A 16,317-nucleotide genomic window follows, 5' to 3' on the forward strand; every position below is an offset into this window, starting at 1 on the left:
AACTGAAAATCGCCGTCTTTACAACTCGGCGGAAAGTTACTTTTTTGGAGAAGTTGCGCGACGTTACGCAAGTTCAGAATCCAGCGTAGTTTTTTGGCTCTACTCACGTTAGGATCCGTTGTAAAGTCGTTGCCCCGGGCGGTACACGCCAACAGGATGCTTTAAAATTGAATCAACTCAATGAAAAACAAAACAATATGACCGGACCAGATGCCCACACGCCAATGATGCAGCAATACCTGCGTCTTAAAGCAGAGAACCCGGAAGTTCTGCTGTTTTATCGTATGGGTGACTTCTACGAACTGTTTTATGACGATGCAAAACGTGCATCGCAGCTGATGGATATTTCCCTGACCAAGCGCGGTGCGTCTGCCGGTGAGCCAATCCCGATGGCGGGCGTGCCTTATCATGCGGTGGAAGGCTATCTGGCGAAACTGGTGCAACTGGGTGAATCCGTTGCGATCGCGGAACAGATTGGTGACCCGGCGTTGAGCAAAGGGCCGGTTGAACGTAAAGTCGTGCGTATTGTGACGCCGGGAACCATCAGCGATGAAGCGCTGCTGAGCGAACGCCATGACAACCTGCTGGCGGCTATCTGGCAGGACGGACGGGGCTTTGGTTACGCGACGCTGGACATCAGCTCCGGTCGTTTCCGTGTGGCACAGCCCGACGATCTGGAAACGATGGCAGCGGAATTACAACGCACTAATCCGGCTGAATTACTGTATCCGGAAAGCTTCGAAGCCATGACGCTGATTTCTTCCCGCCGCGGATTGCGCCGCCGTCCGATGTGGGAATTTGAGCTGGAAACCGCAAAACAACAACTCAATTTGCAATTCGGCACCCGCGATTTAAGCGGCTTCGGCGTTGAGCAGGCCGCTCAGGCGCTGCGTGCTGCCGGTTGTCTGCTGCAATACGTAAAAGATACGCAGCGCACTGCCCTGCCGCATATCCGTGGTGTAACTATGGAGCGACAGCAGGACGGCATTATTATGGATGCGGCGACGCGCCGTAATCTGGAACTGACGCAAAATCTGGCAGGTGGCGTAGAAAACACGCTGGCAGCAGTGCTGGATCAGGCCGTAACGCCGATGGGCAGCCGTATGCTCAAACGCTGGATCCACATGCCAAGCCGCGACATAAAACTGCTCACCCACCGTCAGCAGGCGATTGGCGCATTGCAGGATATCACCGCAGATTTACAGCCAGTGCTGCGTCAGGTCGGCGACCTCGAACGTATTCTGGCGCGCCTGGCATTACGCAGCGCACGTCCGCGTGACCTTGCGCGTATGCGTCATGCCATGCAACAACTGCCGGAAATTCGCGAAATTTTGCAGGATTCCGAAGCCGGGCATGTAAAAACGCTGGTGGAACAAACCGGTGACTTTGCCGAACTGGTGGAACTGCTTGAACGCGCAGTCGTCGAAGCCCCTCCGGTGCTGGTGCGTGACGGAGGCGTGATCGCACCGGGCTACAACGCAGAACTGGATGAGTGGCGCGCGCTGGCAGACGGTGCGACAGATTATCTCGATCGTCTTGAGATCCGCGAACGCGAAAAGCTGGGGCTGGATACGCTTAAAGTCGGATTCAACGGCGTTCATGGATATTACATTCAAGTCAGCCGTGGCCAGAGCCATCTGGTACCGATCCATTACGTCCGTCGCCAGACGCTCAAGAATGCCGAACGCTACATCATTCCTGAGCTGAAAGAATACGAAGACAAAGTGCTGACCTCAAAAGGCAAAGCGCTCTCTCTGGAAAAGGCACTCTACGAAGAACTGTTCGACCTGCTGATGCCACATCTGTCTGCACTTCAGCAAAGCGCCAGTGCGCTGGCAGAATTGGACGTGCTGAGCAATCTGGCAGAACGCGCATACACACTCAATTACGCCTGTCCGACCATGAGCGAAAAACCGGGCATTAATATCACTGGCGGTCGCCATCCGGTAGTTGAGCAGGTGCTGAGCGAACCCTTTATCTCCAACCCGCTGAATATGTCCCCCGGGCGACGCATGCTTATCATTACCGGTCCGAACATGGGCGGTAAAAGTACTTACATGCGTCAGGCGGCGCTGATTGTACTGATGGCTCATATCGGCAGTTATGTTCCGGCTGAAACCGCCGTCATCGGGCAGGTGGATCGCATTTTCACCCGTGTCGGTGCGGCAGACGATCTGGCTTCCGGACGTTCTACCTTTATGGTGGAAATGACCGAGACCGCCAATATCCTGCACAACGCGACTGAAAACAGTCTGGTACTGATGGATGAAATCGGGCGCGGAACATCAACATATGATGGACTTTCACTGGCATGGGCGTGCGCGGAAAATCTCGCCAGCCGTATTAAGGCCATGACTTTATTCGCTACCCATTATTTCGAGCTGACCACGTTGCCGGAAAAAATGGAAGGCACTGTCAACGTGCATCTGGATGCTATCGAACATGGCGACACCATCGCCTTTATGCACAGTGTGCAGGACGGCGCGGCCAGTAAAAGTTACGGTCTGGCCGTGGCTGCACTGGCTGGTGTTCCGCGCGATGTAATTAAGCGTGCACGTCAGAAACTCAAAGAGCTGGAAACGTTGTCGAACAACGCCGCCGCCAGCAAAGTGGATGGCCCGCAGCTGACATTACTGACCGAAGAAGTGTCTCCGGCGGTCGAAGCGCTGGAGGCTCTCGATGCGGATTCGTTATCACCACGTCAGGCGCTGGAATGGATCTATCGTCTGAAAGACATGGTGTAAACGCCTGCGGGTCTGAACCGGAAGCATAAAAAAAACGGTGGGGATTAACCCACCGTTTTTATTTTCCGTTCTTGCAGATACTGCATAATGCAGCGACTGTCTGACGAGTAGGTTACTCGCGGAACAGTGCTTCGATGCTCAGCCCTTGTCCCTGCAGGATTTCACGCAGGCGACGCAAACCTTCTACCTGAATCTGACGAACACGTTCACGTGTCAGACCAATTTCGCGGCCCACATCTTCCAGCGTCGCTGCTTCATAACCTAAAAGGCCGAAACGACGCGCCAGAACTTCACGCTGTTTTGCATTCAACTCGAATAACCACTTCACGATACTCTGTTTCATATCGTCGTCTTGTGTGGTGTCTTCCGGGCCGTTGTCTTTTTCATCCGCCAGAATATCTAACAACGCTTTCTCTGAGTCACCACCCAACGGGGTATCTACAGAAGTGATGCGTTCATTCAGGCGCAACATACGGCTGACATCATGTACCGGTTTGTCGAGTTGTTCAGCAATCTCTTCAGCGCTCGGTTCATGGTCCAGTTTATGTGCAAGTTCACGTGCGGTACGCAGGTAAACGTTCAGTTCTTTAACGATGTGAATTGGCAGACGAATAGTCCGGGTTTGATTCATGATCGCCCGTTCGATTGTCTGACGGATCCACCATGTTGCATAGGTAGAGAAACGGAAGCCGCGCTCAGGGTCAAATTTTTCAACCGCACGGATCAGACCCAGATTGCCTTCCTCGATCAAATCCAGCAGTGCCAGACCGCGATTACTGTAGCGGCGGGCAATCTTAACCACCAAACGCAGGTTACTTTCAATCATACGGCGGCGGGAAGGAACATCTCCCCGCAGCGCGCGTCGTGCAAAATAAACTTCCTCTTCTGCGGTAAGCAGAGGGGAATAACCGATTTCACCGAGGTACAGTTGAGTGGCATCCAGCACTCTTTGGCTTACAGCCTGCGACAACAATTCTTCTTCAGCATCGTTGTCGGCAGTCTCTTCGACTATTGCTTTCTCGTCAAAGGCTTCAGCGCTGTTCTCATCGAAATCTACATCATCATGTAACTCGTTAACTTTCAGCGTATTCTGACTCATAAGCTGCTCCTACCCGTGGTCCCGAGGGCAGAATCAATGCTCTGCCCCGATTTATCGCTGCGGAAGATAACGCAGCGGGTTTACGGATTTCCCCTTGTAACGAATTTCAAAATGCAATCTTACTGAACTGGTTCCGGTGCTACCCATAGTCGCTATTTTTTGTCCCGCCTGCACTTCTTGTTGTTCCCGGACCAGCATTGTATCGTTATGTGCATAGGCGCTCAGGTAATCATCATTGTGTTTGATGATGATCAGATTACCGTAACCGCGAAGAGCATTACCCGCGTAAACCACACGCCCCGAGGCGGTTGCTACGACAGACTGTCCACGCGAACCAGCGATATCGATCCCCTTATTTCCCCCTTCAGAAGCTGAGAAATTATCGATAATTTTCCCGTCAGTCGGCCATTTCCAGGAGGAAACCGGACCGCCATTATTTGCAGAGGTGGCGACGGGAGTGCTGGCTACAGCAACAGGTGTTGTGGTGGTAGTAGTAACTGCACCTGATGAAGGCAACATCTTGCCTACATTCTGTTTACCAGAAGAATCAGAATACGTGGTAGTTGGTTGAGATGCAACCACAGAACCTGTGAGCATTCCCCCGGTAGGAACTTTAGGAACACCGCCATTTGTCGCATCTGTGACGACCGGCGTGCTGCTCGTACTGGCCGCAGAAGAGACGTTGTTTATCTGGACTGTCTGCCCGACTTCAAGGCTGTACGGCGCAGGGATATTGTTGCGTGCGGCCAGGTCACGGAAGTCATTGCCGGTGATCCAGGCAATGTAAAACAGGGTGTCGCCACGCTTCACCTGATAGGTACTGCCGCTATAACTTCCTTTAGGGATGGAGTTGTAGCTGCGGTTGTAAACAATGTGTCCGCCAGAGCCGACAGCAGGTGCCATTTGCGGAGCGGAATTCAGAGTATTCTGACTGGTATTGCCGCTGTTACCACCGCCATTGACGCTGCTGATAGGTGCGGATGTTGTTGAATTGTTCGTACATCCCGCCATCCAGGCACTGATAAAAGTACACACTGCAATGCGGCTTAGTGTTTTTATTGGGCTTCCCGTGCTCATATTTCCCCCGTTACGGCAATCTCAGAATATCTCTTTAACCACGCACACCGCGCCAGCTGGCGCTTTTCGTGTCATCGGACACGGTGCGGGCAGGCAACATGCTCATTCAGGTCTTTGCCTGAATGCCGCTGTGCCATAAAAAACTGTAGTGGATGCTATCAACATCGCCAGTACAGCACCATATAACAGTTGTATTTAAATTTTAAGGAGTTAGTCCTGAAGGCACCAGCGCATCATCGGTTTCAGGCAAGTTCGCCTTTCACCAGCGGGACAAAACGAACGGCTTCGATATTTTCTGCGACAAACTCCTCACCGCGCCGGGTGATCCGTTGCAGTGTCTGATTTTCTTCGCCAACAGGCAGGATTAACACGCCGCCATCATCGAGTTGTTGCAGTAAATCTTGAGGTATTTCAGGAGGTGCGGCGGTGACAATAATGGCATCAAACGGGCCGCGCGAAGGCCAGCCCTGCCAGCCGTCACCATGACGCGTCGAGACGTTATGCAAATCGAGCTGCTTAAGGCGTCTTTTGGCCTGCCACTGCAAGCCCTTGATACGCTCAACCGAGAAAACATGCTCCACCAGATGCGCCAGAATGGCGGTTTGATAACCTGAACCGGTGCCAATTTCCAGCACGCGTGAAGAAGGCTCAAGGCGCAGCAGTTCAGTCATTCTCGCTACGGTATAAGGCTGAGAAATCGTCTGGCCTGAGCCAATCGGCAACGCGGTGTTTTCGTAAGCTTTATGCTGAAATGCCTCATCGACAAAGCGCTCACGCGGCACAGACTCGATGGCATGTAACAGTTTTTCATCATGAATGCCCTGCTGACGCAACTGTTCCAGCAGGTTGTACATCGGCTTATTCACCATTCGCGCTCACCCCGGCCTTTTCCAACCATGAGACCACGACATCCTGAGCCGCATAGGCAGTTAAATCCACCTGAAGTGGCGTCACTGAAACATAACCTTGTGCGACAGCCGCAAAATCAGTGTCAGGTCCGACATCAAACTTATCGCCCGGCGGGCCAATCCAGTACAAGTCCTGACCGCGCGGATCCTGCTGACAAAATACCTGCTCGGCCGGATGACGGCTACCGCAACGCGTTACTTTGATGCCCAAGATCCGCGAAAGCGGCAAATCCGGAACGTTAATATTCAGAATTTTGCCAGTACGCAATGGCTCACGCGATAGCGCCCTGAGAATACGACAAGTGATGATCGCCGCCGTGTCGTAATGCTGATGCCCGTCCAGTGAGACCGCCAGCGCAGGAAAGCCCAGATGACGGCCTTCCATCGCGGCGGCAACCGTGCCGGAATAAATCACGTCGTCCCCCAGATTGGGCCCGGCATTAATGCCGGAGACCACGATATCCGGCTTCGGGCGCATCAGCGTATTCACGCCGAGATATACGCAGTCGGTCGGCGTGCCATTAATCACGGCAGTATCGCCGTTAGGGTATGACTGAATACGCAACGGGCCGTCCAGCGTCAGCGCGTTTGACGCACCGCTGCGGTTACGGTCCGGGGCCACCAGCTTCACGTCGGCAAACTCGCGCAGCGCGGACGCCAGCGCCTGAATGCCCGGAGCCAGTACGCCGTCGTCGTTACTCAGTAATATCCGCATCAGTTTCATCCAGATTCATCAGTTCACGCACCACGCTGGTGGCATAACTGCCGGCCGGTAACCAGAATTTGAGTTCCAGAGTGACGTCATCCCAGCGCTGCCATTGCATCTGCAAAGGTTGCAGCATAATGGCACGGCGCGCAGGTTCCACCCGTTCACGTTTGAGCAATGACAGCAAGTCCGTCTGGTCGTGCAGACAGGTTTGTTCGAACGCCTCGGCGTCTTCAAGCGTGCCCAGCGGACCGTCACCCGGTAAAGGCGCCGTCACCAGCAGTTCACCGCTTTCAACGCGGGGTTTCAGTGATTCAAACTCTTCGGCTTTCGCCACAAACCAGCTGCCGCGTCCGCTCAGTTGCAGGGCGTCGCCCAGCATCGGTTGACGGACGGTGCCATTTGCCAGACGCTGGCTGGCGACGATATTGAACATCGCACTGCGGCTGGCGGAAAGATAGAAGCTGCGCTTGGCGCGTTCTTTCGGACGGGCTTCGTTGGTCGCCCAGCGTTTCGCCTGCACCAGATTATTACCGCCACGACCAAAACGCTGAGTGCCGAAATAGTTCGGTACGCCCTGTTGGGTGATTTTTTCCAGACGCGCTTCGACATCCGCGATATCGCTTATCTGTCGCAGCACCAGCGTAAACGCATTGCCTTTCAGTGTACCGATACGCATTTTTTTGCGATGGCGGGATGCGCGGACCACTTCGCAGCCTTCGAGGTCAAACTGGCTTAAATCAGGGTCAGCTTTGCCCGGCAGATGCAGGCAAAACCATTGTTCGGTGACCGCATGACGATCTTTAAGCCCGGCATAACTGACGTCGCGCGGATGCACTTTGGCGAAACGCGCCAGCTGCTCGGCGACAAATTGCGTGTTGCAGCCATTTTTGCGGATCCGCACCAACAGATGTTCACCTTCGCCGTCCGGCTCAAAGCCCAGATCCTCTTCGACAATAAAGTCTTCCGGATTGGCTTTCAGCTGGCCGGTGGCGACAGGTTCGCCCAGTAACCAGGTGAGACGTGACATATCTATCATGCGGTAATCTTCCACAACATCATTCCTTAATCAGCAGGGCAACGGCTTCGCAGGCAATACCTTCGCCGCGCCCGGTAAAGCCGAGCTGTTCAGTGGTCGTGGCTTTTACGTTGACGTCATCCATATGACACTGCAAATCTTCGGCCAGAAAAACACGCATCTGCGGGATGTGCGGCGCCATTTTCGGTGCCTGTGCAATGATCGTGATATCCAGATTGCCAAGCTTGTAGCCTTTCGCACGGATTCGGCGATAAGCTTCACGCAGCAGTTCACGACTGTCAGCGCCTTTGAATGCCGGATCGGTGTCCGGGAACAATTTACCGATATCACCCAGCGCGGCTGCACCGAGCAGCGCGTCAGTGGCCGCGTGCAGCGCCACATCGCCGTCAGAATGCGCCAGTAAACCCTGCGGATAAGGGATACGCACACCACCGATCACCAGCGGGCCTTCGCCGCCAAACTTATGTACATCAAAACCGTGACCGATACGCATTATGCGTTCTCCTCCTGGGATAAGCGGGTTAAATAGAATTCTGCCAGCGCCAGATCTTCTGGCCGGGTGACTTTAATATTATCGGCCCGTGCCGGGATCAGCATAGGATGAAACCCGCAATATTCCATTGCAGATGCTTCATCTGTGACCACAGCACCTTCATTGAGGGCACGGCGCAGGCAGGTTTTCAGTAATTCGAGCGGGAAAAATTGCGGCGTCAGCGCATGCCAGAGATCCTGGCGATCGACCGTATGCGCAATCGCCGCGATGCCCGGTTCGCCACGTTTCATGGTGTCGCGCACAGGGGCTGCGAGGATCCCACCGACTTTGCTGGTGGCACAAATCGCCAGCAGATTAATGAGATCATCCGGGTGAAGGCACGGGCGCGCGGCGTCATGCACCAGCACCCAGCCGTTATTTCCGGCGACGTCCAGACCGGCCATCACCGATTCTGCCCGTTCAGCCCCCCCTTCCACCACGCGGATACGCGGATCGCTGGCGATGGGAAGTTGTGCGAACTGGGTGTCGTGCGGACTTAACGCTACGATGACCTGGCTGACTCTGCCACTTTGCAGCAAAGCCCGGATTGAATGTTCTATCAGCGTTTTGCCGCCAACAGAGAGATATTGCTTGGGGCATTCTGCCTGCATACGGCTGCCAATTCCGGCAGCCGGTAACACGGCAATGACCTCTGGAAGGGAAACTGCGGTATGGCTCATGGCTATTGATTCAGGTTGTTTTGCGAAACGGTGCTGCCCGGCGCACGTTTGTTGTCAGGCACCAGACGATAGAAAGTCTCGCCGGGTTTAATCATGCCCAGTTCGTTGCGTGCGCGTTCTTCGATCGCTTCCTGACCGCCGTTTAAATCGTCGATTTCTGCGAAAAGTTGATCATTACGTGATTTCAGTTTGCCGTTATTACCTTGCTGCACCTGAACATCATCGTTTACACGAACATAATCGTGAATACCATTCTTACCCAGCCACAGCGAATACTGTAGCCAGCCAAGTAAAATCAGTAATAGCAGTGTTAGTTTGCCCATCCCCGCCCCCTAAAAAAGCTGGACAATCATCCCACAACTTTCCCTCTGACTCCACTGCGGCAGGGTAAATGCCGGTGAGAATCAGACTTACGCACGCAATTATGGGTGAGAATGACACAATGGGTTACATCGTGAAGGGAATTTGCAGGGAAAACCGCCAAGAAAAATCACCAGCCAGACAGAAAAGAGAAGACTGTCCAGAACATACCAATGATGCAGATAGCGCTGGCCAGTGAGGTTTTAAACCAGACCCCGCCAAAGAACATGCTGAACGCGATGCCTATCAGCACGGAAACCGGCATCAAAGCCAGGAAGAACGGCCAGGTATAGAGCAGGAAAAACAGAGTATTTGAACCGTAAACCAGAAAAGGGATCGCAAACGCCAGCCAGTAGAAGACAAACCCGATGAATCCGCCCTGCATGGAGTAGGAAGGATCTTCGGTGTCCGTACTGTCTGTGGCCGGCATCGGCACGCGTGTCCGGGGGCTGATTTCCCCGGTACGATCCACGCGGATCCGGCTGACGAGTCTGCTGATTAAAGCCTGCATAGGTGATCCCTGTATTTCAGTGTAAACCGGCACGCTCTGTGGCGTTTGGCCGGCAACATTCAGGGATTGATAATAGCGCGCTGGCGCATCACATCTAATAATTGCGGGACCAAATATGTTACCAATTGTTCACCATCAAGATGCACATCCGGGGTCTCTGGCGGCTGATATTCTGAGTCAATGCCAGTGAAGTTTTTCAGTTCACCCGCACGGGCTTTTTTGTACAAACCTTTCGGATCACGTGCTTCACAGATAGCCAGCGGCGTATCCACAAACACTTCAATAAACTGACCTTCTTCCAGCAAATCACGCACCATATCGCGCTCGGCGCGGTGCGGTGAGATGAACGCGGTCAGTACAACTTGTCCGGCATCCACCATCAGTTTTGCCACTTCGCCCACGCGACGGATGTTTTCACGCCGGTCATCGTCAGTGAAGCCCAGATCACGGCACAGCCCGTGGCGGACATTATCGCCATCAAGCAGATAGGTGCTGATGCCCTGCGCATGCAATGCCTGTTCCAGTGCGCCTGCGACGGTGGATTTCCCCGAGCCCGAAAGCCCGGTGAACCACAATACTGCACCGCGATGTCCGTGCTGTTTTTCGCGATCCGCACGTGTAACAGCGTGCGGATGCCAGACAACATTCTCATCTTTTAACAAAGAACTGTCCTGTAATACTGTCCCGTCCGGTGCCGCCATCTTATTTGCCACCCAGCAGGTCACGTGCGCCCCAGTGCGGGAAGTGACGGCGAACCAGGGTGTTCAGTTCAAGCTCAAATGCACTGTATTTGTCCGATTCCTGATAAACCTGTTCAACCGCTTCACGCACCAGGCCTGCACCGACGGTAACGTTACTCAGGCGATCGATAAAGATCATCCCCCCTGTAACCGCATTGCTCTGATAGTTATCCAACACCAGCGGTTCATCAAAGGCCAGCTCCACCAGACCGATACCGTTGAGCGGCAGGTTATCCACCACACGCTGCGTCAGGGAGTTAATTTCCACCTGATATTCGATGTTCTCAACGCGTGCACGGGTTTTCTTGCCGCCGACTTTAATGTCGTAACTCTGTCCGACGCTCAGCGGTTGTTCCGCCATCCACACCACGTCAACTTTGGCGTTCTGCACCGGCTTAACTGTTTCTTCAGCGTCGACCAGCGTGTCGCCACGGCTGATATCACGCTCATCGGCCAGCACCAGCGTTATCGCTTCACCCGCCCGGGCTTCCTGCAGGTCACCGTCGAAAGTGACAATCCGTGCCACGGTGGACTCCACACCGGATGGCAGCACTTTGATTTTCTGACCAACGCGCACGAAACCCGAAGCCAGCGTACCGGCATAACCGCGGAAATCGAGGTTTGGACGGTTCACATACTGTACAGGGAAGCGCATCGGCTGCTGTTCACGGATGTTGATGATGTTGACCGTTTCCAGCACGTCGAGCAGTGTCGGGCCGGTATACCAGCTCATTTTCTCGCTAGGCGTCGCCACGTTGTCGCCTTCCAGCGCAGAAAGCGGAACAAATTTGATATCCAGATCGGTCGGCAACTGCTGAGCGAAATCCAGATAATCCTGTTTAAACTGCTCGTAAACCGTCTCGCTATAATCCACCAGATCCATTTTATTGACGGCCACCACCAGATGGCGGATCCCGAGCAATGTCGCAATGAAGCTGTGGCGACGGGTTTGATCCAGCACACCTTTGCGGGCGTCGATCAGTAAAATAGCCAGATCACAGGTCGATGCACCGGTCGCCATGTTACGGGTGTACTGCTCATGCCCCGGCGTGTCGGCGATGATGAACTTACGTTTCTCGGTGGAGAAATAACGGTAAGCCACGTCAATGGTGATGCCCTGTTCGCGTTCAGCCTGTAAACCGTCCACCAGCAATGCCAGATCCAGTTTCTCGCCCTGCGTGCCGTGGCGTTTGCTGTCGTTGTGCAGCGATGACAGCTGATCTTCGTAGATCTGACGGGTGTCATGGAGCAGGCGTCCGATCAACGTACTTTTGCCGTCGTCGACGCTGCCGCAGGTCAGAAAGCGCAGCAGACTTTTGTGTTGCTGAGCGTGCAGGTAAGCTTCGACGCCGCCCTGCTCCGCGATTTGTTGTGCAATTGCGTTATTCATTAGCTGCGGCTCCTCAGAAGTACCCTTGACGCTTTTTCAGTTCCATCGAACCGGCCTGATCACGGTCGATCGCTCGTCCCTGACGTTCACTGGTAGTCGATACAAGCATTTCTTCGATGATCTCCGGCAGCGATTGCGCCTCGGATTCAACGGCACCCGTCAGCGGCCAGCAACCCAGGGTACGGAAACGCACCATTTTCTTCTCGATCACTTCGCCCGGTTGCAGGTCAATACGATCGTCATCCACCATCAGCAGCATACCGTCGCGCTCCAGCACCGGACGCGGCGCGGCCAGATATAACGGAACAATTTCGATGTTTTCCAGATAGATGTACTGCCAGATATCCAGCTCAGTCCAGTTAGAGAGCGGGAAGACGCGAATGCTTTCGCCTTTGTTGATCTGACCGTTGTAGTTGTGCCACAGCTCAGGGCGCTGGTTTTTTGGATCCCAGCGGTGGAAGCGGTCACGGAACGAATAGATACGCTCTTTGGCACGGGATTTTTCTTCGTCACGACGGGCACCGCCGAACGCGGCATCAAAACCGTGTTTGCTCAGCGCCTGCTTCAGCCCTTCAGTTTTCATGATGTCGGTGTGTTTGGCACTGCCGTGCACGAACGGGTTAATACCCATCGCCACCCCTTCCGGATTTTTGTGCACAATCAGTTCGAAACCATAGTTTTTCGCCGTGCGGTCACGGAATTCGTACATTTCGCGGAATTTCCAGCCGGTATCCACATGCAGTAGCGGGAACGGCAGCGTGCCCGGGAAGAAAGCTTTGCGAGCCAGGTGAAGCATCACCGAGGAATCTTTCCCGATGGAGTACATCATCACCGGGTTGGCGAATTCAGCAGCCACTTCACGGATGATATGGATACTCTCCGCCTCCAGTTGCCGCAAATGAGTCAGTCGTTTTTCGTCCATAACAGATCCTTTAAGCCAAATTCACAACCGACGGGCGTTGGGTACCGTCAGTCTCAGGATGATGCCCAAACCAGGCCAGTTCCTGATGAAGCGAAACCACTTCACCAATCACCAGTAGCGCCGGCGTCGGCGCCTGTTGAGCCAGATGTTCAAGATTAACGAGTGTTCCCGTCAGCACTTGCTGATCAGAACGCGTTCCCCGTCCGATGACCGCAACGGGCGTATCAGGTGCGCGACCATGAGCAATCAACTGCTGGCTGATTTCAGCCGCTTTGAGCGTGCCCATGTAAATCGCCAATGTTTGCTGGCCTTTCGCCAGAGTTTCCCACTGCACGCCGTTGTTTTCCGGGCGGCAATGTCCTGTCACAAATATGACGCTCTGCGCGTGGTCACGGTGCGTCAGAGGGATCCCGGCATACGCCGTTGCGCCAGCGGCTGCCGTCACGCCCGGAACCACCTGGAAAGGGATCCCGGCGGCTTTAACCGCCTGTAATTCTTCACCGCCGCGCCCGAAAATAAACGGATCACCGCCTTTGAGACGGACGACTCTTTTCCCCTGCTGCGCCAGTTCGACCAGCAGACGGTTGGTTTCTTCCTGCGCGACAGAATGGCTGCCTGCACGTTTACCGACACAAATCTTGTCAGCATCGCGACGCACCAGATCTAACACTTCGTCGCTGACCAGATGGTCGTAAAGCACCACATCGGCCTGCTGCATCACCTGCAACCCGCGTAAGGTGAGCAATCCTGCATCACCCGGCCCTGCGCCGACCAGCGTGACATTGCCGTTATGCGAGACGTCTTCCGCACTTTCTAACTGCTGTTGCAGCGCCTGTTCGGCTTCTGCGAGCTTTCCCGCAGAGGCGAGGCTGGCAAAACGTCCGGCGAACGCGTGTTCCCAGAAACGACGACGTGCGCGCATGGAACTAAATTGCGCTTTCACATTTTCCCGCCAGCGCCCGGCGATATCGGCCATTTGCCCGAGGCTGCTCGGCAACAAAGTTTCCAGTTTTTCTCGCAGCATTCTGGCGAGTACCGGCGCTTTACCGCTGGAAGAAATCGCCACCACAATCGGCGAACGGTCGACAATCGAGGGAAAAATGAATGAGCACTTTGGCTGATCGTCAACCACGTTAGCCAGAACATGACGCTGATTAGCCTGCTCGAAAACTTCAGCATTCAGCGCAGCGTCGTCAGTGGCGGCAATCACCAGAAACACATCGTCGAGCTGCTCCGGCAAAAATGCCTGCGCTGACCAGCTGACTTGTGCGGCCTGTCTGCGTTGTTCCAGCTCGGGAGAAAGTGCCTGTGCGACTATCCGTACTTGCGCACCCGCCCGCAGGAGAAGATCGATTTTGCGAGCAGCGACTTCGCCACCACCAACAACCAGAACAGGGCGTTGTTTGAGGTCGGCAAATATTGGTAGATAGTCCACAAAAGCCTTTATTGATTGTCAGGATTAATAAACAAACTATACGTGCAGGCAATAATTGATCTGAAATGACGAAAAGGAATGAATAGTTACTAAATGGAATATAGCCCGACAAAAAGAGCGGTTTGGGATAACGGGAAATTGTCTAATTGCGCAGAGAATCGCATACTGTATGCCCCACAAAGACCGCCACACGCGGCCTGTTGTTTGATTACCTTCCGGTCGCTTTGACCAGCAAATAAGGATTTTTGGCTATGTTTTCTTTTTCACGCATGACGCGGGCGCTGCTGGTTTTAGGCCTGAGTTGCGCCGGTTTAGGTCATGCGATGGCGGCTTCTGCCCCGCTTCCGGCAATGGGCATGATTGCCAGTCAGCAGATTCGTCACATTGCGACCTATTTTCCAGGCCGCATGGCAGGCAGTCCGGCAGAACTTATCGCTGCTGAATATCTGAATCAGCAATTCAATAAATTTGGGTATAAGAGCGATTTACGCGGCTTTGATACCCGTTATCTTTACACCAGCAATGCGGGCAAACAGAACTGGCAGAATATTCATGCCACGTCGGTGATTGCCGCACGCGCTGGCGAAGTGCCGCAGCAAATTATCGTGATGGCGCATTTCGATACGTATGTGCCGCAAAGTGACAGCGACACCAATCATAATCTCGGTGGCCTGACCTTGCAGGGTGTCGATGATAACGCTTCAGGCGTGGGGGTGATGCTTGAGCTGGCTGAACGTATGCAGGCCATCCCGACGCATTACAGCCTGCGTTTCGTGGCGCTCAGCGCGGAAGAAACCGGGGCTAAAGGCGCGGAAGATTTTGTGAAGCGCATGAGCGCTGAAGAGAAAAAAAATACCCTGCTGGTGATCAATCTTGATTCGCTGGTGACCGGCGACAGATTGTATTTTAACAGCGGCATGAACACGTCAGTTGCGGTCGCAAAACTGACCCGTGTACGCGCACTGAACATTGCCCGCAGTCTGGGTATTCCTGCCGAAAGCCATGCAGGCACGCATTGCTGCGACGGAATAAAAGCGCTGGACGATTCGCGCCTGCCGCTGCTGAACGTCACAGCGACTAACTTTGCACTGGGTAAGAAAAACGGCGAGCAGCAACGTGCGATCAGCCGTCACTTCCCGCTGGGCACCACGCGGTATCAGAGCCAGTTCGACAATCTGCAATATCTGGATAAAACGCTGCCGGGCCGTATCGAAAAACGTTCACGCGACACCGTAAAAGTGCTTTATCCGCTGCTGAAGGATCTGGCGAAACCGGCGAAACACGCCTGATTAAGAAGAGAATTTAAGGGATTATAATCTGGAATCCCCTAAATAATTCGGGTTACAGACAATAAGGTCTAAGCCTTCTTGAACAACGCAAAGCGTTGGCCCCAACGCATCTGTAACCCGAAGTATGACGGGGATTTACTCGTGCAAGCCGCATTCGCGTTTAAGTCCAAAGAAGCGAGTGTCTTCTTCCTTCATCCCTTCTTCCCACTTCCTGGTGGTGTGCGTATCACCGACGGAAAGATAGCCCTGATCCCACAACGGGTGATAACTCAGACCGTTGTCTTGCAGATAGCGGAAGATCTGACGGTTATCCCAGTCGATGATCGGCAGGATTTTGAACACACCGCGTTGTACCGCCAGCACCGGCAGATGCGCACGGCTGCCGGATTGCTCACGACGCAGACCGGCGAACCAGGTCTGCACGCCGAGCTGCTGAATCGCACGATTCATCGGCTCGACTTTATTGATGTGATTGTACTTCTCGATACCCTCGACGCCCTGCTCCCACAGTTTGCCGTAGCGCGCTTCCAGCCACGCCGCCGAATGTTCCGCACGGAATACCTGTAAATTCAGGTTCAGCTGCTCAGTTAACGTATCGATGAACTGATAGGTTTCCGGGAACAGATAGCCGGTATCGGTCAGGATCACCGGAATGTCCGGTTTCTGCTGAGTGACCAAGTGCAGACAGACCGCCGCCTGAATGCCGAAGCTGGAAGACAGCGCGAATTCGCCGGGCATATTTTCCAGCGCCCATTGCACACGCTCCTGTGCGGACAGCTTTTCCAGGCTGACGTTGATTTCCGCCAGCGCCATAGATTGCCCGGACTTCGGCAGTTCGTTTAGTTCAGCCAGAGTAATATTCAGCAAACTCATATCGCCTCCTGT

16 protein-coding genes are annotated in these 16,317 nt (G+C 54.0%); 2 read left to right on the top strand and 14 right to left on the bottom strand.

The genetic code is table 11. The features are described from left to right. The first annotated feature begins 197 nt into the window (after window positions 1-197). Window positions 198-2,744: a DNA mismatch repair protein MutS gene (gene mutS, locus J1784_RS04300; protein WP_217148190.1), complete on the top strand. Its 2,547-nt coding sequence runs from the start codon at window positions 198-200 to the stop codon at window positions 2,742-2,744. Between the two features lie 112 nt (window positions 2,745-2,856). On the opposite strand, the gene rpoS is transcribed toward mutS, so the two are convergent. The 13 genes from rpoS to cysG form a co-directional block, all read right to left on the bottom strand. Next, complete coding sequence (rpoS, locus tag J1784_RS04305; RefSeq protein WP_095923512.1) at window positions 2,857-3,843, bottom strand: RNA polymerase sigma factor RpoS; 987 nt, start codon at window positions 3,841-3,843, stop codon at window positions 2,857-2,859. A gap of 51 nt (window positions 3,844-3,894) precedes the next feature. Next, window positions 3,895-4,920: a murein hydrolase activator NlpD gene (gene nlpD / locus J1784_RS04310; protein ID WP_217148168.1), complete on the bottom strand. Its 1,026-nt coding sequence runs from the start codon at window positions 4,918-4,920 to the stop codon at window positions 3,895-3,897. A 242-nt stretch (window positions 4,921-5,162) separates the two neighbouring features. Further along, window positions 5,163-5,789: a protein-L-isoaspartate(D-aspartate) O-methyltransferase gene (locus tag J1784_RS04315; RefSeq protein WP_217148169.1), complete on the bottom strand. Its 627-nt coding sequence runs from the start codon at window positions 5,787-5,789 to the stop codon at window positions 5,163-5,165. Continuing rightward, complete coding sequence (surE, locus tag J1784_RS04320) at window positions 5,779-6,543, bottom strand: 5'/3'-nucleotidase SurE (protein WP_217148170.1); 765 nt, start codon at window positions 6,541-6,543, stop codon at window positions 5,779-5,781. Before surE ends, J1784_RS04315 begins: the two co-directional genes overlap by 11 nt. Next, window positions 6,524-7,570 (bottom strand): tRNA pseudouridine(13) synthase TruD, encoded by a 1,047-nt coding sequence (truD, locus tag J1784_RS04325; protein WP_217148191.1) that lies wholly within the window; start codon window positions 7,568-7,570, stop codon window positions 6,524-6,526. Before truD ends, surE begins: the two co-directional genes overlap by 20 nt. Window positions 7,571-7,592: 22 nt before the next feature. Beyond that, window positions 7,593-8,066, bottom strand: coding sequence for a 2-C-methyl-D-erythritol 2,4-cyclodiphosphate synthase (ispF, locus tag J1784_RS04330; protein ID WP_015695903.1), 474 nt, complete (start codon window positions 8,064-8,066; stop codon window positions 7,593-7,595). After that, window positions 8,066-8,785 (bottom strand): 2-C-methyl-D-erythritol 4-phosphate cytidylyltransferase, encoded by a 720-nt coding sequence (ispD, locus tag J1784_RS04335; RefSeq protein WP_217148171.1) that lies wholly within the window; start codon window positions 8,783-8,785, stop codon window positions 8,066-8,068. Before ispD ends, ispF begins: the two co-directional genes overlap by 1 nt. 2 nt (window positions 8,786-8,787) lie before the next feature. Then, the gene (gene ftsB, locus J1784_RS04340) at window positions 8,788-9,108 is read right to left on the bottom strand and encodes a cell division protein FtsB (protein WP_112287715.1); all 321 of its coding nucleotides are present in this window, start codon (window positions 9,106-9,108) and stop codon (window positions 8,788-8,790) included. 167 nt (window positions 9,109-9,275) lie between these two features. Then, the gene (locus J1784_RS04345; RefSeq protein ID WP_217148192.1) at window positions 9,276-9,575 is read right to left on the bottom strand and encodes a DUF3561 family protein; all 300 of its coding nucleotides are present in this window, start codon (window positions 9,573-9,575) and stop codon (window positions 9,276-9,278) included. Between the two features lie 140 nt (window positions 9,576-9,715). Next, a complete protein-coding gene (gene cysC / locus J1784_RS04350) occupies window positions 9,716-10,357 on the bottom strand; it encodes an adenylyl-sulfate kinase (RefSeq protein WP_217148193.1) in 642 nt (213 codons plus the stop codon). Between the two features lies 1 nt (window position 10,358). Beyond that, a complete protein-coding gene (gene cysN / locus J1784_RS04355) occupies window positions 10,359-11,786 on the bottom strand; it encodes a sulfate adenylyltransferase subunit CysN (RefSeq protein WP_217148172.1) in 1,428 nt (475 codons plus the stop codon). A gap of 13 nt (window positions 11,787-11,799) precedes the next feature. Next, entirely contained in the window at window positions 11,800-12,708 is a 909-nt protein-coding gene (cysD, locus tag J1784_RS04360) for a sulfate adenylyltransferase subunit CysD (RefSeq protein WP_112287719.1), read from the bottom strand. Between the two features lie 10 nt (window positions 12,709-12,718). Continuing rightward, entirely contained in the window at window positions 12,719-14,143 is a 1,425-nt protein-coding gene (gene cysG / locus J1784_RS04365) for a siroheme synthase CysG (protein WP_217148173.1), read from the bottom strand. 251 nt (window positions 14,144-14,394) lie between these two features. On the opposite strand from cysG, the gene J1784_RS04370 reads away from it, so the two are divergent. Next, window positions 14,395-15,432 carry an aminopeptidase gene (locus J1784_RS04370; protein ID WP_217148174.1) on the top strand — a complete coding sequence of 346 codons (1,038 nt, stop codon included), beginning with the start codon at window positions 14,395-14,397 and terminating at the stop codon, window positions 15,430-15,432. A 135-nt stretch (window positions 15,433-15,567) separates the two neighbouring features. Here the strand turns inward: J1784_RS04370 and J1784_RS04375 are convergent, their stop codons facing one another. Further along, window positions 15,568-16,305 carry a phosphoadenylyl-sulfate reductase gene (locus J1784_RS04375; protein WP_217148175.1) on the bottom strand — a complete coding sequence of 246 codons (738 nt, stop codon included), beginning with the start codon at window positions 16,303-16,305 and terminating at the stop codon, window positions 15,568-15,570. Window positions 16,306-16,317 lie beyond the last annotated feature (12 nt).

Origin of the sequence: Rahnella ecdela (genome assembly GCF_019049625.1) — a bacterium.
GTDB classification, from domain to species: domain Bacteria; phylum Pseudomonadota; class Gammaproteobacteria; order Enterobacterales; family Enterobacteriaceae; genus Rahnella; species Rahnella ecdela.

Coding starts and splice junctions, on each gene's coding strand:
- mutS (WP_217148190.1), top strand. CDS start 198: ATGACCGGACCAGATGCCCACACGCCAATGATGCAGCAATACCTGCGT.
- rpoS (WP_095923512.1), bottom strand. CDS start 3,843: ATGAGTCAGAATACGCTGAAAGTTAACGAGTTACATGATGATGTAGAT.
- nlpD (WP_217148168.1), bottom strand. CDS start 4,920: ATGAGCACGGGAAGCCCAATAAAAACACTAAGCCGCATTGCAGTGTGT.
- J1784_RS04315 (WP_217148169.1), bottom strand. CDS start 5,789: ATGGTGAATAAGCCGATGTACAACCTGCTGGAACAGTTGCGTCAGCAG.
- surE (WP_217148170.1), bottom strand. CDS start 6,543: ATGCGGATATTACTGAGTAACGACGACGGCGTACTGGCTCCGGGCATT.
- ispF (WP_015695903.1), bottom strand. CDS start 8,066: ATGCGTATCGGTCACGGTTTTGATGTACATAAGTTTGGCGGCGAAGGC.
- ispD (WP_217148171.1), bottom strand. CDS start 8,785: ATGAGCCATACCGCAGTTTCCCTTCCAGAGGTCATTGCCGTGTTACCG.
- ftsB (WP_112287715.1), bottom strand. CDS start 9,108: ATGGGCAAACTAACACTGCTATTACTGATTTTACTTGGCTGGCTACAG.
- J1784_RS04345 (WP_217148192.1), bottom strand. CDS start 9,575: ATGCCGGCCACAGACAGTACGGACACCGAAGATCCTTCCTACTCCATG.
- cysC (WP_217148193.1), bottom strand. CDS start 10,357: ATGGCGGCACCGGACGGGACAGTATTACAGGACAGTTCTTTGTTAAAA.
- cysN (WP_217148172.1), bottom strand. CDS start 11,786: ATGAATAACGCAATTGCACAACAAATCGCGGAGCAGGGCGGCGTCGAA.
- cysD (WP_112287719.1), bottom strand. CDS start 12,708: ATGGACGAAAAACGACTGACTCATTTGCGGCAACTGGAGGCGGAGAGT.
- J1784_RS04370 (WP_217148174.1), top strand. CDS start 14,395: ATGTTTTCTTTTTCACGCATGACGCGGGCGCTGCTGGTTTTAGGCCTG.
- J1784_RS04375 (WP_217148175.1), bottom strand. CDS start 16,305: ATGAGTTTGCTGAATATTACTCTGGCTGAACTAAACGAACTGCCGAAG.